The organism is Sulfitobacter sp. THAF37 (assembly GCF_009363555.1).
Lineage (GTDB): Bacteria > Pseudomonadota > Alphaproteobacteria > Rhodobacterales > Rhodobacteraceae > Sulfitobacter.
On record NZ_CP045372.1, the window covers coordinates 1,189,222 to 1,213,357 of the forward strand.

26 protein-coding genes and 1 riboswitch are annotated in these 24,136 nt (G+C 61.9%); of the genes, 12 read left to right on the top strand and 14 right to left on the bottom strand.

The window, feature by feature from the left end; genetic code table 11:
* Window positions 1–55 precede the first annotated feature (55 nt).
* From FIU94_RS05930 to FIU94_RS05950, 5 genes are all read right to left on the bottom strand, one after another.
* On the bottom strand, window positions 56–2,317 hold the full coding sequence (locus FIU94_RS05930; RefSeq protein WP_152464902.1) for a lipopolysaccharide assembly protein LapB: 2,262 nt from the start codon (window positions 2,315–2,317) through the stop codon (window positions 56–58).
* A 2-nt stretch (window positions 2,318–2,319) separates the two neighbouring features.
* The gene (gene motA, locus FIU94_RS05935) at window positions 2,320–3,189 is read right to left on the bottom strand and encodes a flagellar motor stator protein MotA (RefSeq protein ID WP_152464903.1); all 870 of its coding nucleotides are present in this window, start codon (window positions 3,187–3,189) and stop codon (window positions 2,320–2,322) included.
* A gap of 81 nt (window positions 3,190–3,270) precedes the next feature.
* Window positions 3,271–3,879: a MotE family protein gene (locus FIU94_RS05940; RefSeq protein ID WP_152464904.1), complete on the bottom strand. Its 609-nt coding sequence runs from the start codon at window positions 3,877–3,879 to the stop codon at window positions 3,271–3,273.
* Window positions 3,876–4,268, bottom strand: a complete 393-nt coding sequence (locus FIU94_RS05945) for a hypothetical protein (protein ID WP_152464905.1) — start codon at window positions 4,266–4,268, stop codon at window positions 3,876–3,878. The genes FIU94_RS05940 and FIU94_RS05945 overlap by 4 nt, the downstream gene beginning before the upstream one ends.
* A 9-nt stretch (window positions 4,269–4,277) precedes the next feature.
* Window positions 4,278–4,763 (bottom strand): flagellar basal body-associated protein FliL, encoded by a 486-nt coding sequence (locus FIU94_RS05950; RefSeq protein WP_152464906.1) that lies wholly within the window; start codon window positions 4,761–4,763, stop codon window positions 4,278–4,280.
* Window positions 4,764–4,884: 121 nt separating this feature from the next.
* On the opposite strand from FIU94_RS05950, the gene fliF reads away from it, so the two are divergent.
* The 5 genes from fliF to FIU94_RS05975 all read left to right on the top strand — a co-directional run bounded on the left by fliF (window position 4,885) and on the right by FIU94_RS05975 (window position 9,475).
* Window positions 4,885–6,519, top strand: coding sequence for a flagellar basal-body MS-ring/collar protein FliF (fliF, locus tag FIU94_RS05955; RefSeq protein ID WP_152464907.1), 1,635 nt, complete (start codon window positions 4,885–4,887; stop codon window positions 6,517–6,519).
* Window positions 6,519–7,118 (top strand): hypothetical protein, encoded by a 600-nt coding sequence (locus tag FIU94_RS05960; RefSeq protein ID WP_152464908.1) that lies wholly within the window; start codon window positions 6,519–6,521, stop codon window positions 7,116–7,118. Before fliF ends, FIU94_RS05960 begins: the two co-directional genes overlap by 1 nt.
* Complete coding sequence (locus tag FIU94_RS05965) at window positions 7,111–7,398, top strand: FliM/FliN family flagellar motor C-terminal domain-containing protein (RefSeq protein WP_152464909.1); 288 nt, start codon at window positions 7,111–7,113, stop codon at window positions 7,396–7,398. Before FIU94_RS05960 ends, FIU94_RS05965 begins: the two co-directional genes overlap by 8 nt.
* Window positions 7,399–7,418: 20 nt before the next feature.
* Window positions 7,419–8,132, top strand: coding sequence for a flagellar type III secretion system pore protein FliP (gene fliP / locus FIU94_RS05970; protein ID WP_254702646.1), 714 nt, complete (start codon window positions 7,419–7,421; stop codon window positions 8,130–8,132).
* A gap of 164 nt (window positions 8,133–8,296) precedes the next feature.
* The gene (locus FIU94_RS05975) at window positions 8,297–9,475 is read left to right on the top strand and encodes a hypothetical protein (protein WP_152464911.1); all 1,179 of its coding nucleotides are present in this window, start codon (window positions 8,297–8,299) and stop codon (window positions 9,473–9,475) included.
* Here FIU94_RS05975 and FIU94_RS05980 read toward each other — a convergent pair.
* From FIU94_RS05980 to FIU94_RS06005, 6 genes are all read right to left on the bottom strand, one after another.
* Window positions 9,472–10,560 carry a flagellar basal body P-ring protein FlgI gene (locus FIU94_RS05980; RefSeq protein ID WP_254702622.1) on the bottom strand — a complete coding sequence of 363 codons (1,089 nt, stop codon included), beginning with the start codon at window positions 10,558–10,560 and terminating at the stop codon, window positions 9,472–9,474. The genes FIU94_RS05975 and FIU94_RS05980 overlap by 4 nt on opposite strands.
* A gap of 11 nt (window positions 10,561–10,571) precedes the next feature.
* On the bottom strand, window positions 10,572–11,576 hold the full coding sequence (locus tag FIU94_RS05985; RefSeq protein ID WP_152464913.1) for a flagellin: 1,005 nt from the start codon (window positions 11,574–11,576) through the stop codon (window positions 10,572–10,574).
* Window positions 11,577–11,581: 5 nt separating this feature from the next.
* A complete protein-coding gene (flgK, locus tag FIU94_RS05990) occupies window positions 11,582–13,036 on the bottom strand; it encodes a flagellar hook-associated protein FlgK (protein WP_152464914.1) in 1,455 nt (484 codons plus the stop codon).
* 42 nt (window positions 13,037–13,078) lie between these two features.
* The gene (locus tag FIU94_RS05995; RefSeq protein WP_254702623.1) at window positions 13,079–14,386 is read right to left on the bottom strand and encodes a flagellar hook protein FlgE; all 1,308 of its coding nucleotides are present in this window, start codon (window positions 14,384–14,386) and stop codon (window positions 13,079–13,081) included.
* A gap of 105 nt (window positions 14,387–14,491) precedes the next feature.
* Complete coding sequence (locus tag FIU94_RS06000) at window positions 14,492–15,343, bottom strand: flagellar motor protein MotB (protein WP_152464916.1); 852 nt, start codon at window positions 15,341–15,343, stop codon at window positions 14,492–14,494.
* Between the two features lie 106 nt (window positions 15,344–15,449).
* Window positions 15,450–16,340 (bottom strand): rhodanese-related sulfurtransferase, encoded by an 891-nt coding sequence (locus tag FIU94_RS06005; protein ID WP_152464917.1) that lies wholly within the window; start codon window positions 16,338–16,340, stop codon window positions 15,450–15,452.
* A 90-nt stretch (window positions 16,341–16,430) separates the two neighbouring features.
* On the opposite strand from FIU94_RS06005, the gene pncA reads away from it, so the two are divergent.
* On the top strand, window positions 16,431–17,024 hold the full coding sequence (gene pncA, locus FIU94_RS06010; RefSeq protein WP_152464918.1) for a bifunctional nicotinamidase/pyrazinamidase: 594 nt from the start codon (window positions 16,431–16,433) through the stop codon (window positions 17,022–17,024).
* Window positions 17,025–17,038: 14 nt separating this feature from the next.
* On the opposite strand, the gene FIU94_RS06015 is transcribed toward pncA, so the two are convergent.
* Together FIU94_RS06015 and FIU94_RS06020 are read right to left on the bottom strand one after the other, a co-directional pair.
* Window positions 17,039–17,686, bottom strand: a complete 648-nt coding sequence (locus FIU94_RS06015; RefSeq protein WP_152464919.1) for a MarC family protein — start codon at window positions 17,684–17,686, stop codon at window positions 17,039–17,041.
* A 91-nt stretch (window positions 17,687–17,777) separates the two neighbouring features.
* A complete protein-coding gene (locus tag FIU94_RS06020) occupies window positions 17,778–18,458 on the bottom strand; it encodes a hypothetical protein (protein WP_152464920.1) in 681 nt (226 codons plus the stop codon).
* Between the two features lie 80 nt (window positions 18,459–18,538).
* Here FIU94_RS06020 and pncB point away from each other — a divergent pair, with 80 nt between their 5' ends.
* The gene (gene pncB / locus FIU94_RS06025; RefSeq protein ID WP_152464921.1) at window positions 18,539–19,831 is read left to right on the top strand and encodes a nicotinate phosphoribosyltransferase; all 1,293 of its coding nucleotides are present in this window, start codon (window positions 18,539–18,541) and stop codon (window positions 19,829–19,831) included.
* Between the two features lie 9 nt (window positions 19,832–19,840).
* Here pncB and FIU94_RS06030 read toward each other — a convergent pair whose 3' ends face one another.
* Window positions 19,841–20,746, bottom strand: coding sequence for a DMT family transporter (locus FIU94_RS06030; RefSeq protein WP_254702624.1), 906 nt, complete (start codon window positions 20,744–20,746; stop codon window positions 19,841–19,843).
* 192 nt (window positions 20,747–20,938) lie between these two features.
* Window positions 20,939–21,156: riboswitch (cobalamin riboswitch) on the top strand.
* Between the two features lie 33 nt (window positions 21,157–21,189).
* Here FIU94_RS06030 and FIU94_RS06035 point away from each other — a divergent pair.
* The 5 genes from FIU94_RS06035 to cobW all read left to right on the top strand — a co-directional run bounded on the left by FIU94_RS06035 (window position 21,190) and on the right by cobW (window position 24,136).
* On the top strand, window positions 21,190–21,357 hold the full coding sequence (locus FIU94_RS06035) for a CbtB-domain containing protein (RefSeq protein WP_152464923.1): 168 nt from the start codon (window positions 21,190–21,192) through the stop codon (window positions 21,355–21,357).
* A 179-nt stretch (window positions 21,358–21,536) separates the two neighbouring features.
* Complete coding sequence (locus tag FIU94_RS06040) at window positions 21,537–22,229, top strand: CbtA family protein (protein ID WP_152464924.1); 693 nt, start codon at window positions 21,537–21,539, stop codon at window positions 22,227–22,229.
* 7 nt (window positions 22,230–22,236) lie between these two features.
* Window positions 22,237–22,734, top strand: coding sequence for a hypothetical protein (locus FIU94_RS06045; protein WP_152464925.1), 498 nt, complete (start codon window positions 22,237–22,239; stop codon window positions 22,732–22,734).
* Window positions 22,731–23,105, top strand: coding sequence for a DUF1636 domain-containing protein (locus tag FIU94_RS06050; RefSeq protein WP_152464926.1), 375 nt, complete (start codon window positions 22,731–22,733; stop codon window positions 23,103–23,105). Before FIU94_RS06045 ends, FIU94_RS06050 begins: the two co-directional genes overlap by 4 nt.
* Window positions 23,102–24,136, top strand: a complete 1,035-nt coding sequence (gene cobW, locus FIU94_RS06055) for a cobalamin biosynthesis protein CobW (protein WP_152464927.1) — start codon at window positions 23,102–23,104, stop codon at window positions 24,134–24,136. Before FIU94_RS06050 ends, cobW begins: the two co-directional genes overlap by 4 nt.

Below are 24,136 nucleotides of genomic sequence, written 5' to 3' on the forward strand. Positions count from 1 at the left end.
AAGGCACGCTAGATCGGTCTGGTTTATTTTCCGTAACCGCAAGACAGCGGCAGGATCACTCTGTCGCTTCAGACCCGGAAAGCTGCAGGTCCGGCGCGCTCAGCAATTCCGAGAGGACCGCACGGGCGTTACCGCTTTCCTCCAGCGCCTCGACCGTCCTTGCCAGCATCCCCTCGCCTGTCGGATCAGCGGCGGTATTCTGGGCCGCCACTGCAGCGACGGGTCCAAAGATGGAGGGTTCTTCCGCAGACAGGGCATCCCAGTCATCCGCGAGCCAGGCGGTGTTGACTGCATCCTGCTCGCGGCCCGCGCGCAGATACAGGCGCCGCGCCTCATCAAGAGCGCCGGACATGCGCTGGGCTTCCGCGCGCAAGAGGTCCGCCTCCGCGCTGTCGAGGCCCAGCAGTGCCGACCGCGCCTGCGCGGGGCGTTCCAACCGTAACGCTATCCGCGCGGCGAGCATCTGGCGATCCCTGTTGACCGGTTGATCTGGCAAAGTCTCGATAATTTCCCTGGCAGCGTGATCGAAGCCCAAGGCAAAATACCGTTCAGCGATTTTCATTCGCGTTGCGGGGGGGACCCCGGCCAGTTGCGCCGGGGTTTGCCTGAACAAGTGCTCCAGAAATACAACCTCTTCGGCGGTTTCGGCGGTCTCGTTCAGCAATTGCGCGCGCAGGCTGGCCGAGGCGGTATCGTCCTTTTCCCCGCCCAAGGCTTGGAACGCATCAAAGGCTTGGTCAAACTGGCCGGACTTGGCGAGCGCAAGAACATGCGCGCGGCGTAATTCCGGCCCCAGCGCGGTCTCGCGTAGTTCCTGTGCGTAGGCCTCGATCAGACTGGCGGTTTCATGGCTGACGGGCTGATTGTCCCGCATCTGCGTATCGACCAGAGCGATCAGCGCTTCGGGCGACTGGGTGGTATTGTCCTCGATCACTTCTTTCAGTTGTGCCTTGGCCTCGTCTTTATTGCCTGCGTCCAGATCGACCTGCGCCTGGGCAAAACGCCCGGCGGGGTCAAGCGGGTCGGGCAGCCGTTCAATGCTGCGCAGGGCCAGCGCGGCGGCCTCGGTATCGCCGTGTTGCAGCAAGCGGCGGCTCAGTTCAGGCGCAAGGAATTTTCTCAGGTGAGCCGGCAGCCGGTTCAGCGCCAGAATGGCCGGTGCCGGATCGAGCGCACCGGGAAGATCGAGACTTTGTTTCGCCAGGATCGCCCAGAGCGCGATATCGGTGCGACATGTCAGCAAAGACCGAAAATATTCGGCATTCGCCGCCCTGCCGTCCTCCAGTATTTCGGCGATTCCGACAAGCAGGGGGTTTTGCTGGGCAAGGCCCGGTTCCAGCATGAGGATCTGGTGCGCCTCTGCGCCAAAACCGTGATAGATATAGATCTTGGCCAGATCCTCGGCCGCCTCCCGATCAAGCCTGTCGAATTCTCCGAACAGGCGCGCGCGGGCAATACCGACCTGAGAGTGAAAAGGACCTTCGCCGCCCCAATCGGCGATCCCAACCTCGTCGTCTTTGGGGCAGGTCAGGCCGGTAATGGAGGTGCCGTCGTCCATCCCTCTGCCAGACCTTGGCAAGTCTGTGCTGTTGCTGATGCGAATGTTGCGGATGGCTTCTGGCAGCTCTTCTGGCAGGGGGGGGCCGTTTTCCAGATGCTCGTCCAGGCGCGAGGTTTCACGTTGCAGTTGCGGCAGCGTCGGAAGGCTGAAGTTTCCGTCCTGCTGCAGGATGCCACGCGTCGCGGCGACGCCGATCTCCGTTGCCAGACGATCCTGAACTTCGCTGATGAGGTCCAGCTCCTTGTCGGACAAAGCGTCCCGCTGCAGCGCGGTATCGACCTGCGGGCGTATCTCTTGGTCATTCCCCGCCGGTTGCGGGCGTTCAGATTCCCCTGTTGCCGCATCCTTCGTCGGCGCTGGGGACACTTCTTCGACCATGGGAAGTGCCGTTTCGACACCGGGGCTCAGGACGTCAATGGCCACATATTGGCGGCCCACCGCGAATGCCGCGACATTGCAATCGCAGCCGAGCGTGAGCGTGAGGGTATCGCCGGTCTGGGACAGGTTGGTAATTCGATCCCTCGTGATCTTGTCGAATACAGTGGAGGCGTCAAAGCCATCGATGTGCCCGTTGAGACGCAGCACCAGTGTGGAGTCGGTTCTCTCCGCCTCCCAGGTGACGGTTTCGGCAAAGCTCGCGACAAGCCGGGTGAACCCCTCATGTTCACCGGATTGCAAGACCGAAGGCGCGGCACTGCCCGCACAGGGGAGCAGGCAGAAGCACAAGGCAAATAGGTAACGATAGAGACCGGGCATCTCTACGCGGCCTCCTGCTTGACCGATTTCAGGGCCTCTTCAAGGTCAGAGAAGGTTGGCCGACAATGCGATGGTGTGTTTTGCCGACCGACCTCGATGCAGATATTGGTCGCGTGATTGTGCAGGTTGGCTACCAATACTTCGCGGATCAAACGGTAGAAGTGCTGTTCGTCCTCGACCACGTCCTTGACCTTGGCGGCGAAGGGGCCGACCAGCCCATATGCTAGGAAAACGCCCAGAAATGTTCCGACCAGCGCGCCCCCGATCAGCTTGCCCAGGATTTCCGGCGGCTGGTCGATGGAGGCCATCGTCTTGATCACCCCGAGAACCGCCGCGACGATTCCAAGGGCGGGCAAACCGTCCGCAACCGTCTGCAAGGCATGGCTTGAATGCAGCGCATGGTGTGCGTTGGCATCCATCCGCTTCTCAAGCACTTCCTCGACCTGGTGCGGATCGTCGTAGTTCATCGACGCCGAACGCATCGTATCGCAAATCAGCGCAATCGCCTCCTTGTCCGTAAGGATTCGCGGATATTTGGAAAAGATGGATGACTCTGCCGGTGCCTCGATATGTTCTTCGATGGCGACGGGGTTCTGGCGGGCCAGCCGGATCAGCTCGAAAAGAAGGCAAAGCAGATCGCGGTAGTCTTCGTGCTTCCACTTCGGGCCTTTGAATACCTTCCCCACATCCTTTAGCGTATGTTTGACGGCCCCGCCGTCGTTGCTGATCAGAAACGCTCCGACTGCCGCGCCGCCGATCATCATCATTTCGAATGGCAGCGATTTCAGAATGATGCCCATTTTGCCCCCGGCAGCGAGATAGCCGCCGAAGACCATGACAAAGATCGTGATGATGCCAATGATACCGATCATGATGCTTCCCCCGGAACAGATTCCATTTCGACCGAACTGCGTGGACCATCGCAAACAGGTGTTAAGAATCCCTCAGCCGGATCAGGATTTCGGCGCATTCGCGTTGCGTCCGGCAAGGATCACGCTGATGGAATAGGCCGTCTCGGGTGACAGCCCGGCGAGGACGGCGGCGGCTGCATCAGGCCGCATGCGCCCCAGGAAACCTGCAGCGAAATCAGGTTCCATCGTTTCGAACAATGCGGCGGCGTCTTTGGGTTTCATATTCTCATACACTGTCGTCAGCCGGGCCAGATCGTCCTCGGCCGCGCCATCGGCAAGGGCCAGTGTGCGGCGCAGGTTTTCCTCCATTTCCGCCAGGGCTTCCATCCGACGCGCTATTTCCTCATCCGCGACGGAAAGCGCCTTGCCGCGCATCTCGATCTGTTCTTCGCGTTCTGCAACGCGCGCCTCACGCTCCTTCAGCGCGGCCAGTAACCGCCCGAGCCCGACCCGGTCCATCTTGTCGGGCTCTCCGGCGGGCGCCTGTGGTGCCGTGCCCTGTTCGGAAGCCTGTTGGAGGGGCAAAACGGCCTCTGCCACCGCCGATCCGGCGCCCGGTCCCAACCTCAGGATGGCAGAGCTGGCCAGCAGCGCGGCGATGATTGTGATGGTGCCCCGACCGGGCGCGGCCCGTTTCAAGCGGACTTTCATGCTGACCCTCCAACCCGGTGTCGTGTGAACATTGGCTCGGACGGTTTCGGCGGCACCTCTGCCGACGCCGCCTTTGCCGGTGCCTCAGGGGGCGGTGGCGGCGTGTTTGGAATGTCGTGCAGCGACGCCATTTGCAGTTCCAGCTTTTGCGCACTGTTTTCTGCCCGCTCGGTCAACGCGGTGAGCGTCGACGCCGATTGGTTCGCCGCTTCCTGCGCTGCGGTCAGGGTCTTGTTCAGATCGTCCACTTGCGCGGACAGCACTGCGACGGCACCGCCCACCCCTTTTTCCAGGTCGTTGAACCTGTTCAGCCGTCGGCCCAGTACGAAACAGTAGAACCCCGCGCCCAGGGCACCGGATGCCAGCAGAATATCAGCGATCAATTCCATTTCCGCTCCTCAGTTCAACACAAATTCCATGATCAGCAGATCGTTCACATGACCTTGCCCCGTCACCACCTGTACCCGGCGCAGCATCTGGGCGCGCAACCGCGTCAGCGCGGCGGGGTCTTCTATGTCCGCGACCTCCAGCGCCCGCAGGTAGGAATTGAGCACGTCCGTCACGCGCGGCAGCAGCTTCTCGACTTCCGGCTGCGATTCGGGCGACGTCTCCAGGTGTGCGCGGAACTTCAGATGCTGATTCTGACCGGCACCACGCAGGGAAACGACCAAAGGCTCTACAGCGACATACGCGACGTCCGCGCTCGGGGCCTTCTGCGCTTCAGGCGCCGCATTTTCATGAGGGTCGGTGCCGAGAATCAGGCCCGACCATGTTGCATAGAAACCGCCACCCGCCCCGGCGAGGCCGAGCAATATTCCCAGCAACAGGGGCAACTTGGAAGCCTTTTTCGGCGGCGCTTCGGGTTCTTCTTGTGGCTCGGACATGATCTTTCCAATTCCTGGGTCGATCCCGTCTATAGCCCCGTTTGCACTAACCGATTGTTAAGCCAGATCGTTCATTGCTGTCCCCGGTGTCGGCAGAACGCATGACAGGACGGAGGCAAATGTGCAGCAAGTACTGAATGTCTGGACGGGGCTGGAATTGCGCCGTCAGATCATCGTGATCCTCGCGACCGTGGCGATGTTTTTTGCGGTTCTCGCCATGTCCCGCATGGCGACGCAACCCAGCATGACTCTGCTCTATGCCGGGTTGGACAGCGGTGCCGCGGGTGATGTCGTCCAGGCCCTTGAACAACGCGGTGTCGCGTTCGAGGTGCGTGGCGAGTCCATTTTCGTCGATTCGAGCGAAAGGGATCAGCTGCGCCTGACCCTGGCCAGCGAAGGATTACCGGCAAACGGCAATCGCGGCTATGAACTGCTGGACAGCCTGACCGGCTTTGGCACCACGAGCCAGATGTTCGATGCCGCTTACTGGCGTGCAAAGGAAGGCGAGCTTGCCCGCACAATCGTTGCCAATCGCCAGATTGCGATGGCGCGGGTTCACATTGCGTCCACCGGGTCGAATCCATTCCAGCGGGGTGTCACCCCCAAGGCGTCGGTGTCGCTCACGCCGAACGGTGGCCAGATCTCGGCGGCGCAGGCTAAGGCGGTGCGCTATCTGGTGTCTTCCGCCGTTGCCGGTCTTTCGCCCGACGATGTAGCGGTGATCGATGCGAACGGCGCGTTGCTTGGCCAGGCGGACGACGCCCCCCCGGCCATCGGCGGCGATGACAAGGCGCAGGTTCTTCGCAATCGTGTTCAACGACTGCTGGAAGCGCGTGTCGGCTTTGGCAACGCTATCGTCGAGGTCAGCGTCGATACCGTCACCGAAAGCGAAGCGATTCGCGAACGCGTCTTCGACCCGGATGGTAAGGTCGCAATCAGCACGGACACGGAAGAACGCAGCAACAGCTCTTCCGATGCAGGCGGTGGCGATGTTACCGTGGCCAGCAATCTGCCGGATCAAGAGGGGGGCGCGGGCGGCGAAAACTCGTCTTCGCAGAACACGGAGACCCGTGAGCGGGTCAATTACGAAGTGTCCGAGACGGAGCGGGAGATTGTTCGCGCGCCCGGTGCCATCAAACGCGTGACCGTCGCGGTGTTGGTCAACAACACAACGACCACGAACGATGCGGGAGAACAGGTCACTGAACCTCGTGACGAAGCGGAGATGCAGGCTCTGCGCGAACTGGTGTCCTCAGCGGTCGGCTACGACGAGGCCCGCGGCGACATTATCACCATCAAGTCGATGGCGTTGCAGTCTGTGCCGGTAGACGGCACCGGTGCGCAAACCTCTTTGTTTGGCGGCATCGACATCGATCTGATGTCGGCCATCCAGATGGGGATCCTGGCCCTTGTCACCCTCATTCTCGGCCTTTTCGTGGTCCGTCCGGTGCTGTCCCGCCAGGCCGGTCCCGCACCGGGCCCTGTTGCAGCTCTGCCTGCTGCCGCTCCCGCAGAGACCGGCGATGGCGCATCTGTCCTGTCAGGCGAGCTGGCGGACGAGAGCTACGATTTGCCGAACCTGCAACTTGGCGGCGAATCAGGAGGCGAGTTCGCGCCGTTGTCAGATCTGCCGATGATGGGTGGCGGCCCGTCAGAAGACCCGGTTCAGCGTCTGCGCGACATGATCGGCGAGCGCCACGAGGAAACCGTGGAAATCCTGCGCAGCTGGCTGGAAGAAAATGAGGAACGCGCCTGATGTCGCTCAGTCATCTATACAGTGATTTCCGCAATGCGGGCCAGAACCAGACGGATGCAGAAGGGCAAGAGGATGAGAGCTTCGAAGAGGCGAACCTTGCCGCATTCGAGAATGGCTATCAGGCCGGTTGGGACGATGCGACGAACGCGCACCAGAACGCGCAGCAAAAGGCGGTGTCGGAGCTGTCCCAGACCATTCAGGACATGTCGTTTACCTACCACGAAGCCTTCGCCGGTCTCAGCGTTGCGATGCGCCCGATTCTGGAGGCCATTGCCACCAGATTGCTGCCCGACGTCGCGCGGATCGCGCTCAGCGCGCAAATTGTCGCCGAGGTCGCGACTCTGGCCAAAGACCAGAGCGGCGCGATTTTTGAGATTACCGTAGCCCCCGATGCCCTTCCGGTCATGGAAGAGATTGCGGCCCGTTTTCCGAAGCTGCCGTTCCGCTTCCTTGGCGATGCGGAGTTGACGGGCGGCCAGGCCCTGATCGCAGCAGGACAGATCGAGCGAGAGATCAACCTGGATGCGGTGCGCCAAAGTATCGCCGAAGCCGTCGAGGCGTTTTTCGAACAGACCGAGAGAGAGCTGGAAAATGGATGAGACCACCGCAAACCCTGCCGCTGACCCTGCCAACCCATTCACCGCCGTCCCGATAGAGGTGACTGTCTGCGTCGGCAAGGCGCGTCCGTTGATCCGGGACCTGGTCATGTTGGGCGAAAACACCGTCCTTTCTCTTGACAGCAAGGTGGACGATCCGGTCGATCTCTATGTCGGCGAACGGCTGATCGCGCGCGGCCTGCTTGAGGAAAAGGAAGACGACCCCACTGGTCAATTGGTGGTCCGCCTGACGGAAATTGTGGATCTGAAGAGCGGCCTGTGACGGGATGGCGGCCTGTTCTCCTGCTGATTGTGGCGGGCCTGTTCTTGGTGCCAGCTGGTGTCCAAGCACAGGATTTGTCGATTTCGCTCGGTGAGGATGGCTCGCTTTCCGCCCGGACGATCCAGCTTTTTGCGCTGATCACCGTTCTCAGCCTCGCGCCCGGCCTGGCGATCATGATCACCTGCTTTCCCTTTATGGTGACGGTACTTGCCATCCTGCGGCAAGCCATCGGGCTGCAGCAGTCGCCGCCGAACATGCTGATCGTCAGTCTCGCGTTGTTCATGACCTATTTCGTGATGGAACCCGTATTTACCGCCGCCTGGGAAAACGGCATCCGGCCGCTTACAACTGAAGAAATAGATGCGGAGACTGCGTTTGAGCGGGCGATCGACCCATTTCGTGGTTTCATGGCAGGACGACTTGACCCGGATACCTTCCTGGCCTTGGCGGAACTCCGGCCTGACACCCGTGCCGCGACACCGACCGCCGAAGCACCCCTTTCTTTGCTGGTGCCGAGCTTTCTGTTGTCCGAGATTTCCCGTGCTTTCCAGATCGGATTTCTCGTTTTTCTACCTTTTCTCATCATCGACCTGGTGGTCGCGGCTATCCTGATGTCGATGGGTATGATGATGGTACCGCCCGCTATTGTGTCTTTGCCTTTCAAGCTTGCCTTTTTCGTCGTCGCCGACGGGTGGAGCCTGATTGCAGGCAGTCTGGTACGCAGCTATTTCTGAAAATTCCCAACCAGCTTGACCCAATTCAGCCGGACATCTGCGCCCCGGGATTAAGCCCGCCGTAACCGCCCGCAGCCATAGACTGCCGCCGGGTGTCCGGGTTTCGAGTGGGGTTTCATGTCGTCGAAAATTCTTGCCTGTCGGCAGAACTGTCCGGGTGCGGCATGATCCGCACCGTCTTGCTGGCATCGGGCTGGATGGCCCTATTTGCCGTGCTGTCGACGACCCTGGAAAGGCCGGCTCTTGGCCATGCGTTTGGGGCGTTGGCTCTCGCCGAGGGCTTGGCCAGCCTTATGATGGCCGGCCTTTTCAAAGCAAGGCAGGCCGGCACGCTCAGTTGGCACGACGCTCTGGAAAGGTTTCTGATGCGCTGGGTCGCAGCCTGCGCCATCTTTCTTGGTGCCCTGATTGGCGAGGCGTTGCCACTGTTTTCGGGCCAACCTTTGTTGCTGATTGGCGCGCTGGGCCTGGCACTGTGTATCGGCGCGCTGCATATCGTTGAGACCTACGGCAGGTCGCTCGCCGGACCGGTCCCAGTGTTTCCATGCCTTCGGTTGGCAATTCTGGCAACGATTGTGTATTTTTCACGACCGTTGGCTGTTGTTGATGCCAATGCGGTCGTCGGGTTGGCCGGGGCGACGGGCCTCGTCATACTTTTGATCCAGGGTCGTGGCCCTTGGCATGTGATGCTGCAATCGCCGCCGGAGCCTGCCCGGCCCGCTTCGCATGGTGCTCTTGATCTTTCCGCCGTCGGCCTGCGGATTGTGGACCTTCTGATCCTGCCATTTCTCCTGCCAGCTCCCGCAGCCATCGGCTATCTGTGCGCACGGGCGGTTGCCATAGCAGTCGAAGTCCCGCTTATGCTCCTGAAACAGAAGTCCTTTCGCGCCTTCGACAACGTCGAGGTGGGACCGGCAGGCTTTAATAATCTGGCGGCGAGGTTGAACCTCGGCATGCTGCTTGTCGGCGGTGGCGTCGGGATGGGCGTCATCGCATTCGCACCCTATTTCGAAAGAGTCGCAGGGGCGCCTGTTGCGGAGTTCCGAGAGGTTCTGCCCCTTCTTGTCATGGCTCAGATGGGTCCGGCGCTTTTCGGCGCGGCGGATCTATTGTTGGAGCGTGCAGGGTGGCAGCGCGATGTATTCGTGACCCGCACCATCGGGATTGTTGGCGTTTGCGCTTTGGCAGCGGCTCTTGACCCTGACACCGGCGCAGCCCTTGCACAGATCGTTGTCGGGCTGCACCTCGCGCTTGGGGCGGTAATGGCGTCAATCCTCGCCTGGCGAACGGGTATCTGGCCAGGACTGACAGCGTTGCTATTCCGCCAAATCAGGCTGCTCTAACGGACGACGAATTCCGCGTGCAGGGCGCCAGCTGCCTTGATGCTCTTCAGGATGTCGATCATGTCACGCGGCGACACGCCCAATGCATTCAGTCCAGCGATCACTTCTGACAGAGAGGTGCCTTCCCGTACTTCGGCCAAACCGATGCCAGGTTCTTCCTGGATGGCGGCATTGGTGCGCGGCACGACAACGGTTTCCCCTTCAGAAAAAGGGTTCGGCTGCACCACGATCGGGGTCTCCTGAATGCGCAGGGTCAGGTTGCCCTGGCTGACGGCTACCCGGCTGATGCGCACATCTTCGCCCATCACGATGGTACCGGACCGTTGATCGACGACAACCCGGGCCTTGCGCTCGGGCTCCACTTCGATGTTTTCGATCCGGCCAAGCGCATGCGCCACAGAGCGCATCTGTGTTGCCGGTACATCCAGTTGCACCGTCCCGCTGTCGAGCATGACCGCGACTTGTCGTCCGAAATTCCGGTTGATGGCCTGCTCGATCCGAGCGGCAGTGGTGAAATCGGCTTCGCGTAGGGCCAGCCGAAGCTCCGAAAGGGAACCGAGCTGGAAGGCGATCTCCTTCTCGACCCGGGCGCCTGACGGGATCACCCCCGCGGTGGGAACGCCCTGCGTCACACGACCGGCGTCTCCTTCGGCCGTGGCGCCGCCCGCGATGATCGTGCCTTGAGCCACGGCATATATCTCGCCGTCTGCGGCATTGAGCGGCGTCATGACCAGCGTACCACCCATCAGGCTCTTTGCGTCGCCAATCGCAGAGACCGTTACATCGACCTGCCCGCCTGCACGTGCGAAGGGCGGTAGCGCCGCCGTGACCAAAACCGCCGCGACGTTCTTGGGGCGGAATTGCTCTCCGGTGACGTTAACGCCCAGCCGTTCAAGGATGTTGGTCATGATGTCTTCGGTGAAGGGCGCGTTGCGCAATCCATCGCCGGTCCCGTCCAATCCGACCACCAGACCATATCCGACCAGGTCGTTGCCGCGGACACCGCCGAAGTCCACCAGATCCTTGATCCGCACGGGGCCCGCCTGCGCAACGGCGGTGCACATCAGCAAAGCGCAAAGGGACATGATCAGCCGCATCACAGGAAGTTCACGATGCTGAGTTGGGACATGCGGACGGTCACGGAATAAAGGCTCTGCAATTGGAACTGCGCTTCCTCCAGGCGTGTCGCTGCTTCGAACGGATCAATGGAGAGCAAGGCCGATTTCGTGTACTCAAGGCTCGTCAGTTCGGCCGCATTGCGGGCGGTAATCTCGTCAATCCGCGCCTCGGCATATCCCACACGCGATTGAAGGGAGATCAGGTCGTCCTGAGTGAAGAGCATCGCCTTTCCTACCTTTGAAAACAGGTCTTTCTGATCCGCTCCGGTCATCGCGAAGGACGGATCGTCGGCCAGTGCCGCGACTGCCGTCAGGCGGAGGGAATCTCGCAGTTCGGGCGCGGTGGCGTTCACATCCAGGGTCACCGCCTCTGTCAGCGACAGCTGAAAGGGGGCCAATGCATCCGCCGCGCCGACATAGGCACTGGCGGCAAAACCTGCAGGATCGTCGAACCAGGCCTGCGCTGCCGCAAGCATGTCGTCGGGTGTGGTCGCCCCGGCCATCGCGGACGATAGCGACGTCAGAAGGGTATCGACATCGACCAGGGGCGCGCGGTCGGTCGCCGTGCCGGAAAACATGTGCCGCCCGGCAATCTGCGCGTTCAATCGACCGACGATCCCGCCAAGCGCATTGCGTGCTTCCGATGCCGTGGTCGAGGCAGAAGGGCCGTTGGTGTTGGTGCCGGTTGCCAGCAGGCTGGCGGACAGATCCTGCGTGATTTCGCCAATCTGGCCCAGACTGGTCTGCATGGCACCGGCGTAGTGCGCCGCTTCGGCAGTGGCGACGGAATAGCCCGAAAGTGTCGTCATCTTGCGTTCGATATCGGTCAGATAGCTGTAGTTCCCCGCCAGCACCTTGCGGGTGTCCGAGATCTGCCCGCTGGCAAGCTCCGCGGTCAGACGATTGATGTCCTGTTTCAAAGCCACGTTGCGGCGGCGCTGGGTGTAGGATACGGCCAAGTCCCCGATCGAAGCATTCATCATATCGTTCACATCCTCAGAAGGGTTTGCATCATCTCATCGACAGTCTCGATCACGCGTGCATTCGCCGCATAGGCGCGTTCGATAAGCATCAGACGCTGAATTTCCGCATCCGAATCGACCCCGTCGGCCAGTTGTCTTTCGGTCAGTTCCGTCAGCCGGGAGGTGGCAAAACTGAGTATCTGCTCGGCATTGGTGCGGTCGGCTCCGATGTTGGAGGCCAGGGTCGCGGCCAGCGACATGGCTCCGAAAGACTGGCCGCCAATGCCACCACCCGTCACCGGGCGCGGATCGTTCAACGCCTGTGAAAAAGCCTGCAATAGCGTGGCATCGCCCGCATTCCCTTGAACGACCGCGTTCATCCCGTCGCGGATGCGCCAGGCCTCACCCCCCTGCTGGGGGTCTACGGCGGAATTTACGGACAACCGCTGTGCAAGCCCCACGGTATCCAGGGGGTCGAGCGGCGCACCGCCGTCGGTAAACAGACCTGCATCGCCCGCCCCCAGCGTGGGGTCCACCGCCGGGTCTTCGAAGCGTTCGATCAGGTCGCGCGCGAGAGTGTCCAGCTGGGCCTGGGCGGCTACGCCGTGTTCGTCGCGTATCGCGAACTGACCGGCAAGCGCACCGCCGCGCAGGGCGCCGCGGTCGCTGTCGGTGCGTACGGACTGCCCGTTGACTGTGAGGCCTGACAAGGTGCCGTCCGCAAGGCTCATGTGGGGCGTGACCACGTTGACCGGTTCGAAGCCGATGACCGCCGCCGTGCCGTCGATCAGTACCGCGCCACCGGTCGAGTAGAGCGCGATCTGGCCATTGTCGCGAGGTACCTCCCGAACCGGTGCCAATGTGGCGATCCGGTCCACGACCTGTTGCCGCTGATCCTGCAGGGTGGCAGTGTTGCCCCCCTGGACCTGTAGGGCAGTGATCTGGGTGTTGAGTTCCACCACATGTTCCAGGGCGATGTTCAGCTCGTCCACCATGCGCGCGATATTCCGGTCGGCATCGCCCCGCGCGGCCTGGACACCGGCGGAAGCATCCCGGAGGCCGGTTGCCAGGTCGCGCGCGGCTCCGACCGAGGCCACCAGCCGTTCCGGTGCGTCGGGCCTGCTGGCCGCTGAGATCAGGCTGTTTTCGAACCCGGCAATACGGGCAGACAGCGACGCCGGATCGTCTGGCGTCCCGATGAGGGTCTCGAACCTTGTATGGAATTGGACCCGGCTGTCCGCGTGGGTCTGATCTGCCTCTGCCATCCTGCGATCCGAAGCGAGGGCGGCGTCCATGATCCGCACGACTCCGTCGATCTGGACACCGCTGGCGCCGCCCGTCGCCTGGGTGGACAGTGCCAGCACCCGGCGGGCATATCCGGGGGTGAGGGCGTTGGATATGTTGGAAGAAACAACCTCCGCGCCGCGGCTGGCTGCCCGCAGGCCGGACATGGCGTTGGTCAACGCGCCGGAAATGGTCATGATAGGTCTCCCCTAGGGATTGGTGATCAAGCCCGCACGGTATCAGCGTTTGATGTTCGTGGTTTCCTGCAGCATCTCGTCCACGGTCTGGATCACCTTGGCGTTTGAGGAATATGCCCGTTGTGTCTGGATCATCGAGGTGAGTTCACCCGCTACATCGGTTGAGGATTCTTCGAGTGCGAAGGCCAGGATGTCACCGGTGGGGCCGTCGCTGGCGTCCCACAGAAAGAAGGAGCCGCTGTCGACCGACGGTTGGTAGGTCTGGCTGTCCAGCGCCACCATCCCGTTGGGGTTGGGCAGATCGACCAGCGGCACCTGATAGATCGTGCGGGTGATTCCGGTGTCGAAGTAGGCATGCACGTAGCCGTTCGCGTCGACCTCCACGCTGGTCATATTCCCGACAGGCGATCCATCCTTGGAGATGGATACCGGTGCAAATGCATCTGACAGCTGCGTGATCCCGTCGCTTTCACCGATCTGGCCGATGTCGATTTCGATCGGACCGCCTGCAACGTCAACGATCAATTGCCCGGTCGCCGGATCGTAGGGACCACCGCTGACCGTGGTCACCGACGCGAGCGTGCCGCCGGCTGTGCGATCGTCCGCAAAGGTCAGGATGTATTCACCAATCACCGTACCCGCCGGTTCCGTTGCGGAATCGGTCATGGTCACGGTCCATTCGTTTGACGACCCAGTGGCCGGGACCGTCGGCGTGAAAGTGACGTTGATGTTCTCGGAGGTGCCGAGGTTGTCAAAATACTCGACCGACAGGTTCTGGGTATCACCCGGTGCGCCTGCATCGGTGTCGGTTGCGGGCAGGTTGACGCCCAATGTCATGCTGGTCGTCGGTTCGCCCGAGAATTGGTTCACGTTGATCTGCACGGGCTCCAGGCCGTCTGCGGTATCACGCGGAAAATTGGGGATCGTCCCGTCCGGTTGGGCAGGCCAGCCCAGCAACACCAGGCCGGAACTGGACCGTAGATATCCTTCGGAGTCGGTTCTGAACGATCCGGTCGTGGTGAGCATCATGGAAGTCGCCCCATTGCCCACTTCGACCTCCGTCGCCTGGGTCACTGGCAGAAAGCCGCGGCCGCGCACGGCCAGGTCGGTGGCATTCGACGTCGATACCAGCGGGCCGCGTTGGTCAATCAGGCGCTGCGTGTTCGCGCGGACGCCGCCGGCGGAATAGGTGCCGCCGCGGGAAGAAATCACCAGTGACTCGAACTCCGTGCTCACACGCTTGTATCCGTATGTCGAGGAGTTCGCGATGTTGTCAGAGATGGACGCAAGGCGCGTTGCATTCGCCTGAAGCCCTGCCACCCCTGCGTTGAGCGAAGATGAAATTGTCATAGACACGCCTTTCTGCTGCATCGGTCAGTCAAAGTCTGCCCGCTTGTACGCAGCGTCGGCTTAACGGCGCGCTAACAGATAAAATTCCCCATATTCCTGCCCGGCTCAGTTGCGCGGTACATCGCGAAGCAAAATGATCTCGATCCGGTTGTTTCGGTTTGCCATCGGGTCCGCCACAACCGGTGCCCTGTCGGCGTGGCCTGTCACCCGTCGTATGCGTCGCGGCATGACACCGTTATCCTCCAGAAGGGTGCGCATGCCAGCCGCGCGCTGCGCCGACAGCTCCCAGACCGGGCTGTCCGCCAGCACAATCGGGTTGGCCCGCACATGCGCGCCCACGGCGATCTTGTTGGTCACGGTCTTTACGGTTCCGGCAATCAGCGCGGCCAGATCCCTCAGGATCTGATTCGGGACATTGCTGTCCTTCTGGAACAGAAACACGTCGTCCAGATCGAACAGTTCGATCACCAGCCCTTCGTCGGTGATGCGGGTCACGATATGCCGCTTGGCGTTTTCCATCACCAGGCTCTCGCCCCCCATGCCCTGAAGCTGCGCGTCAAGATCGCGAAACCGTTGTTCTTCGATCTCGGACGCCTCTGCATCGGGGGTATTGCCGCTATCGCCCCGGGCCTTGTCATCGCGTGCCGCATGTTGCGCGGTCGATCCGGTCCCCTCTTTGGGCAACGTCATCTCGGAAAAGATGCTCTCGCCACCGAAGGCGCCGTTGCCGCCGCCGGAAACCCGGTTAATCGGGATCGTCGGAGAAAAGTAGTCCGCGATTCCCTTCCGTTGTTGTTCCGTTGTCGCGTTCAGCAGCCACATCAGCATGAAGAAGGCCATCATTGCGGTCACAAAATCCGCATAGGCGACTTTCCAGGCGCCCCCATGGTGCCCGCCGCCGCCGACGACCTTCTTTCGCTTGATGATGATTGGCTGCGCATTTGTTTGCGCACTCATCTACACCACCTCTTTTCACCCGCGACCATGGGTAGTGGCAGAGCTTTACGGACTGTTTAACAGGTCAATTTGTTGGGAAATTCGGCTGCGATCAGGATGTGCCGGATCAGGGCAGGCGGCGCCGTGCCGCCAGCCGCAGCTGCTTTTGCCGCTCCCGAAACCGGCCCTTGTCCAGATCGCTGGTCCGGTCAAAGCAGTGATGGCAGCTTACGCCTTCTTCGTATTCGGGACGGTTGCGGTCCTCGGGCAGGATCGGCTGCCGGCAGCCGTGGCACAACATGTGCGGCCCCTCGCTCAGCCCGTGGCCGACACTGACCCGTGCATCGAAGACAAAGCAGTCGCCCTGCCACGCACTCTCTTTTTCCGGCACCTCCTCAAGGTACTTCAGGATACCGCCTTTGAGATGAAAGACATCTTCGACACCCTGGCCCAGAAGGTAGTTGGTCGATTTCTCGCAGCGGATTCCGCCGGTGCAGAACATCGCGACCTTCTTGTTGTGAAAGCGGTGCTTGTTGGCCTCCCACCAGGCGGGAAATTCACCGAAGCTCTCGGTTTCGGGATCGATTGCGCCCTCGAAGGTGCCGATCGCGACCTCGTAGGCATTGCGTGTGTCAATCACCGCGACCTCGGGATCGCGGATCAGGTCGTTCCAATCCTGTGGATCGACGTAGTTTCCGACGCGGGCGCGCGGGTCGACGTCCGGCTGGCCCATGGTCACGATCTCGCGCTTCAGGCGGACCTTCATCCGGGGAAAGGGTGGCGTTTCCGACGTCGCCAGCTTCCACTCCAGGCCGTCGCAGCCGGGCAGGGACCGCAGGTGGGCGATCACCGCGTCGACGCCCGCACGCGGGCCTGCGATTGTGCCGTTCACGCCTTCCTGTGCCAGCAGCAGCGTGCCCTTCACCCCTTGCGCCAGGCACAGATCCAGCAGCGCGGGCCTGAGCGCGGCGGGGTCCTCGAAGCGGGTAAAGTGGTACAGGGCGGCGATGGTGTGCATGGATGCGGAAATAGGCCCGAGGGGGGCTGTTGCGCAAGGGGGTGCTGCGGTAAAAGGGGCCCCGTATCAACTCAGAACCGGAGTGACCCGATGCAGGCCCTGATCGTGATCGACGTGCAAAAGGATTTCTGCCCCGGCGGCGCGCTGGAGGTGCCAGAGGGCGACGTGATCGTGCCGGGCATCACCGATTTGATGGCGGATTTCGATGCCGTGATCCTGACGCAGGACTGGCACCCGGCGGGACATTCGTCTTTCGCCAGCGGCCATGCCGGTCGCGCGCCATACGAAGTGACGCAGATGCCCTACGGCCCGCAGGTGCTCTGGCCCGATCACTGCATTCAGGGCAGCCTTGGCGCCCAGTTTCACGGTGGGCTGGCGCAGGACCGCGCAGACCTGATCATTCGCAAGGGGTACAACCCCGCCATCGACAGCTATTCCGCCTTTTTCGAGAATGATCACAAGACGCCCACCGGGTTGGAAGGGTATCTCAGGACCCGCGGTATCAACGCGTTGACCATGGTGGGGCTGGCGCTGGATTTCTGCGTCCATTTTTCTGCGGTGGATGCGGCCAGGCTGGGATTCGACGTGACTGTCCGGCAGGATCTCTGCCGCGCGATCGACCTTGACGGGTCGCTGGATGCAGCGCGGCGCGCCATGACCGAAAACGGCGTGACCCTCGCCTGAGCGTCGGCACGGGCCTAGTTCAAAGGACTTTCTGAACTTGCGAGGTTGAGAAGCCCCAGCGCCTCCAGCCCGCCCAGGGTCGAGTCCACCGCGACCGTCGCCAGCACGATGCCCATCACCCGGCTGATCACGCTGGACCCGGTCGTGCCGATCAGTCTGCCGATCTTTGACGCCAGCAGCAAAAGCACAAGCGTCAGGAACAGCACCAGCACCAGCAGCGCGCCGGTGATCACCTGATCGACGACCGGATTGCTGTGATTATCCGTCAGGATGACGATGGCCAGCATCGCGCCGGGTGACGCGATAGAGGGCATCGCCAAGGGAAAGACGGCCCCGGCCAGATGGTCACGCTCCGCGCTGGCGACTTCCTGCTCTGGCTTGCTGTCACCAAAGATCATGGTCAGCGCAAAGAGGAACAGGATCAATCCCCCCGCGACCTGAAATGACCCCAGCCGCAGGCCAAGGGCCTCCAGCAGGAACTGACCGGCGATCAGGAACGCCAGCAGCACCACACCTGCCACCAGCACGGCCCGCAGGGCAAAGCTGCGATGCAGCGACTTGGGCACATGGGCCGTTGCATAAAGAAAGATGGGTATGCTGCCGATGGGGTCGATGACCACCACCAGAGTTATCAGTTCACGGATCAGGTTCTGCCAGTCCATTGGCGGGGGCTTTCCGGGTTTGCATTGACGGGTGCAACACAGGCTTACCGGGAATGGGCACGATACGAAACGGCAAAGCGGTGCTGGGCGCCTAAAGTCCGTCGAAAATCGGCTTTCCGTTGGCAAAAATCCCCCGCACCAGGCGGAGTTTGCCCGCAATCTGTGGGCGATCCCTGAATTGATCGTTCGACAGCACGGGCAAGTTGTGATCGCGGGCATATTTCAACAGAAAGGCGTCGGCCTCTGTTCCCGCCGGGTAGACGATGACCCGGTTTTGCGGCAGGTCCAGTGCCTTTGCGAATGTCTTTTCTGTCAGGCTCCGGTCCTTCAGGTGGTGGCGTGACGATGCATCGAGAAACACCAAAGGCGCCCAGCCCCGGTTCAACAGGGCGCTGACCACCAGCCGCAGGCTGGCCAGCTCCGCGACGTCGCCGTCCCAGTACAGGACATTGGTGCCGTCGATGACGATGTTCTTGCGATCTGTCGACTTTTCTTTGGCGGGTAACGTCGTCTGTGGGGCAGGCGTGCCGTTTGACCGTCGCCACCTTGAGAGCAGCAGCGAGATCAGCACATACCCGGCAGCGGCGCACCAGAGCGGTGCGTTCTGGCGTTCCAGTGGATAGGAAAGCGACACGAGTCCGGCCAGCGCGGCCGAAGCAAAAAGTGTCAGCCCGGGTGCGAGCACCAGACAACGGATATAGCCGAGGGTGGCCAGGCAGAAGAGAACCGGCAGCAGAAGGTGCGCCAGGCTCAATCCGGAAAGAAACTCCATGATCTCCCAACCTTGTCTTTGGCCTTGCCCCTGTCATGCAGTCTTTGCCACAAGGGTGCAGTAATTCTGAGGAAATTTTGATGGTTGATATCGCAACCCGTGTCTGGAACCACAAGTGGAAGATTGACCCGATCGTCCGGTCTCTGATCGACACGGATTTTTACAAGCTGCTGATGTGCCAGTCAATTTTCCGGAACAAGCCCGACACGCAGGTCACTTTTTCGCTGATCAACCGCTCCGATCATGTGCCCCTGGCCAAGCTGATCGACGAGGGTGAGCTGCGCGAGCAACTCGACCATATCCGGTCGCTCAGCCTCAGCCGCGGGGAAAGCACATGGCTACGGGGCAATACGTTCTATGGAAAGCGGCAGATGTTCCGCCCCGACTTCATGGAATGGTTCGAGGGTCTGCGCCTGCCGCCCTACCATCTGGAACGGCGGGGCGACCAGTACGAGCTGACGTTCGAGGGAAAGTGGCACGAGGTCATGCTGTGGGAGATTCCCGCGCTCGCCGTGCTGATGGAACTGCGTGGCCGCGCGGTGCTGGACACGATGGGCCGGTTCGAGCTTCAGGTGCTCTACGCGCGTGCCATGACCCGCGTCTGGGAAAAGATCGAGGAGCTGCGCAAGATCCAGAACCTGTCTGTCGCCGATTTCGGCACCCGCAGACGGCACAGTTATCTCTGGCAGGACTGGTGCGTTCAGGCAATGCAGGAAGGCCTGGGCCGCGCTTTCACCGGCACGTCGAACTGCAAGATTGCCATGAGCCGTGAAATGGAGGCGATTGGCACCAATGCGCATGAGTTGCCCATGGTCTACGCCGCCTTGGCAGAGGACAACGCGGCACTGGCGCAGGCGCCCTACGATGTCTTGTCGGATTGGCATGAAGAGCATGACGGCAATCTGCGGATCATCCTTCCCGACACCTATGGCACCAAGGGGTTTCTGGACAACGCGCCCGATTGGCTGGCGGGCTGGACCGGCATCCGCGTGGACAGCGGCGACCCGGTGAAGGCTGCACAGATCGCCATAGACTGGTGGAAATCGCGGGGCGAGGACCCTTCACAGAAACGGGTCATCTTCAGTGATGGCCTGGACGTGGACAAGATGCGGGAACTGCACGAGAAATTTGCTGGCAAGGTGAATGTCTCCTTCGGGTGGGGAACGCTTTTGACGAACGATTTCAGAGGTCTGGTGGAAGAAGATGCGCTCGCGCCCTTCTCGTTGGTCTGCAAGGCGGTGGCGGCAAACGGCAGGCCGACGGTGAAACTGTCGGACAACCCCAACAAGGCGATGGGCCCGGCGGAAGAAATCGAGCGTTACAAGCGGGTCTTCAATGTCACCTCGCAAGAGGCGCAGGCGGTGGTGGTCTAGATGCCCGCGCTACTTTGGCGTGGTGACATTTCGCATCGCTTCGTTCATCTGGCGTTCACGCCAGATGATCAGCAACCCGCCGCCAGACAGCAGGAATGCGCCGGGAAACAGCTCCTCCCAAGGCGCTTCGCCGTAAAATAGCCACCCCAGGACAAAGGCCATCGGGATGCCGAAATAACTGAACGGCGCGAGGTTGCTCTGTTCGGTCATCCGGTAGGCGGTGACAAGCAGAAGGACCGCGAACCCTCCGAGGCCGCCCATCGTGGCGATCCATATGACGTCGGCGGTATCGCGGAGCGGGGTGAATCCCCCCGTTGCCAGCGCCAGGGTCAGCGCCCCCAGCGCGGCGACACCGGTGGAGTAGAGGTTGATCAGGGCTGTCGGGGGTCCTTCGTCCATCATCCTTGCGGTGACCGCTGTCAGCGCGTAGCACAGCGCCGCCCCCAGCGGGAGAAGGGCAGACAGGGAGAAGGTATCGCGCCCGGGGCCCACGATCATGATCACCCCGCCGAATCCGATCAGGACGGCGGCCCAGCGCACCAGCCCGACCTTTTCTCCCAGCAGGGGCACGGCAAGGGCGGTGACAAAGACAGCGTTGGCATAGGAAATGGTCGAGGCGGTAGCAAAGGTCAGCAGACCGAGAGAGAGATAAAAGAAATACTGCGCGAAAGTGAGGATCAGACCGCGCAGCATCGCGAGCTTCCATTGCCGCATTCGCATGCTGCGTCCCTTGGCGTGCCAGTCACGCGAGGTCCACAGCACCAGCATCGCCGGAATCAGGCCTACGACGTTGCGATAGGCCGACAGTTCGGCGGCGCTGTAGTCTTCTGACAGGTGCTTGATGATCAAACCCATGCCGTCGAACAGCAGCAGAGCGAGCAGGGAATAGAGAATCGCGAGGGTTGTGCGGCTCAAGGCTGCGGCTCCGGGCATACTGGCATTCACTGCCTGTTATGCGCCTGACATAGCCCCGGGGCCAGCGGAAATGGGGACTTGTCCGCCGGAGCGGGCTGGCGCCCATGCTCTGCGCGTTCAGGAAGCTTTGATACGCTGCGCGATCGAGGCATGATCCGTCGTGAATGAGCCTTGCCTTGCGCCGGGTGAAATGCGACACAGGTTGCGCTTGGTGTTCCCGCAAGCACCCGTTTGGGTGTGGAACCGAACAGGGAATTCCGTAACGGCTGCAACGCCCGAAGCGGAAGCCGCCCCCGCGACTGTAAGCGGAGAGCCTGCGCCCAACGCGCCACTTGACCAGCCGGTCGGGGAAGGCGGGCAAAGGCATCGACCCGTGAGCCAGGAGACCTGCCAGGCATGTGAAACGCTAACGGGCCGTCGGGTGTGACGGTAAGGAGAAGACCATGACTACATTGACTGCCAAGTCGCTGGGCACCAGCCGCGTTGTTCCCGCGGTTTTTGCCGCCGCGTTGGGCATTGCCCTGATCACCTTGACCGGGCACGTACAGGCTGCCGCGCTGCATGATGCCGCACATGACGTGCGCCATGCGACAGGGTTTCCCTGCCACTAACCTGAAGGGTGCGCGGACCGGGCGATAGCGGACCTCAAGGTGACGCTCGTCCGGCCCAATGGTAAGCAACGCAACGCGTGCCGACCCGTTTATCAGTTTGGAACGCTGCCCTAATCCGGCGGCGTGTTCGTATTGATAGCAACTCGTCGCCTTGTGCTGAAACATGTATAGGATGTGTCATGACGTCACGGATTCTGATTTCCGCCCTTTTCGCCGGGGCTCTTGCAGGTGCGATCATCGGCCTGCTTCAATTGATCTTTGTGCAACCTGTTCTGCTGCATGCCGAGCTCTATGAGAGCGGCGAGTTGGTGCATTTTGGCGCTGACCCGGTCAGCGCCCATCCGGCCCTGCCGGGTTTCGACCTGATGCGGGACGGGCTGAGCGTGATTTTCACCATGCTGACCTACACCGGTTACGCGCTGATCCTCGTGGCCGCGATGAGCTTTGGCGAGGACCGTGGCGCGCGGATCGACGGGCGCTGGGGTATCCTCTGGGGTGTTGCCGGTTTCGTGGCCTTCCATCTGGCCCCCGGCTTTACCCTCGCCCCGGAGGTGCCCGGCGTCGCCGCCGCCGATGTGGCGCTTCGGCAGATCTGGTGGTTCGCCACCGCGATCAGCGCCTGCGTCGCGCTCTGGCTTTTGGCGTTTGGGTCAAATTGGGCGGCCTGGGGTGCTGCGGCCTTGCTTCTGGCGGCGCCGCATCTGATCGGCGCGCCGGAGCCGGAAAGCTTTACCGGCCCCGTCCCGACCGAGATCGGCGCGCTTTTCGCCGCGCGGGCGCTGGGCATCGGTCTGGTGGCCTGGGTGCTGTTGGGGTCCTTCGCGGGCTACTTCTGGCAGCGCGAAGCGGAACATGCCACGCAGACCGTGTGACAGTGCGATGAACAGAACGCTTGCACTTTTCGTGATCGGGCTGATCTTCGGTGGTGGTCTCGGGTTTGCCTTCGCGGCAGGTAACGGGATCACCTTCGACGGCCACGACCATGCCAACCCGCATCATCACGCGGGCACGGATCATGGCGGCATGGAACATGCGGCGCTTCACGAGACGCCGATCGAGGTTGCGGCAGAAGCTGCGCCGAACCTGAAAATCACGGTCGAACCCGACCCGATGGCAGGCTACAATCTGCACGTGATGGTGGAGAATTTCGAATTCTCGCCCGAAAACGCCAGCCGTGATCACCAGCCCGGTCAGGGCCATGCGCATGTCTATGCCAACGGTGTCAAGCTGGGGCGCATTTATGGGCCCTGGGTGCATTTGGATGACCTGCCGGAAGGCGAGGTCGAGATCGCGGTGACGCTGAACAGCAATGACCATCACCCGCTGATGGTTGATGGCGACCGGGTCTCGGCCAGAACCGTAGTGGAGGTTGAATGACCGCAACACTTTACGTCTGCACCACCTGCCGCGCCGGTGAGGTGCTGGAAGAAGACGCGCCGCGCCCCGGCGCCCTGCTGCACGCCGCGCTGACCGAAGCAGATAGCCCTGAGGGTGTCGAGGTTGTCGGCGTCGCCTGCCTGTCTGCCTGTTCACAGGGCGCTGCGGTCGCGCTGTCGGAGCCGGGCAAATGGACCTACGTCTATGGCCGCCTTTCCGTGGCCGATGCCCCCGACATCCTGACCGGCGCCGCGGCTTATGCCGCGACGTCGGATGGCCTTGTCCCCTGGCGCGAGCGCCCGGTGATCTTTCGCAAGCAGAGCCTTGCGCGTGTTCCCCCCTTTACCCTGCCTTTGGAGGCCGCCGAATGAACGACCTGAGCAAAATTCCCGTCACCGTGATTACCGGCTTCCTGGGGGCGGGCAAAACGACTTTAATACGACACCTGATGACCAACGCCGGTGGCCGACGACTGGCTGTGCTGGTGAACGAGTTCGGCACCGTGGGCGTCGATGGCGATATTCTGAAATCCTGCGCGATCCCAGATTGCCCCGAGGAAAATATCGTCGAACTGGCGAACGGGTGCATCTGCTGCACGGTGGCGGATGATTTCATCCCGACGATCGAGGCGCTGATGGCGCTGCCCACGCGGCCCGATCACATTCTGATCGAAACCTCCGGGCTGGCCCTGCCCAAGCCGCTGCTCAAGGCCTTCGATTGGCCCGCGATCCGCTCGCGGATCACCGTCGACGGCGTGATTGCGCTGGCCGATGCCGAGGCCGTGGCGGCGGGCCGCTTCGCACCGGACGAGGCGGCGGTGGATGCACAACGGCTGGCAGACGACAGCCTGGATCACGAGACCCCGCTGTCCGAGGTGTTCGAAGACCAGATTTCCTGCGCGGATATCATCCTGATGTCCAAAGCCGATCTGGCCGGTGAAGAGGGTCTCGCCAAAGCGCGCGAGATCATCGAGGCGGAAAGTCCGCGGCCGATCCGCATCTTGCCCATGTCCGAAGGGGTGATCGACCCCAAAGTGGTGCTGGGCCTGAACGCGGCCGCCGAGGACGACCTGGCCGCACGCCCCTCGCATCATGATGGCGCGGATGACCACGAACACGACGATTTCGAAACGATCGTTGTGCCGATGCCCGAGATCGAGGACACCGATGCGCTTGTCGCGGCAATCGAGAAGCTGGCGACCGAACAGCATATCCTGCGGGTCAAAGGCTATGTCGCGGTCAAGGGCAAGCCGATGCGCCTTCTGGTCCAGGCCGTGGGCGCGCGGGTGCGGCAACAGTTCGACAGGCCCTGGGGCGCCGATCCCCGGCAGGGCCACCTGGTGGTGATCGCGGAACACGACCACATCGACACCGCTGCCATCCGGGGCGTTCTGGGGGCCTGA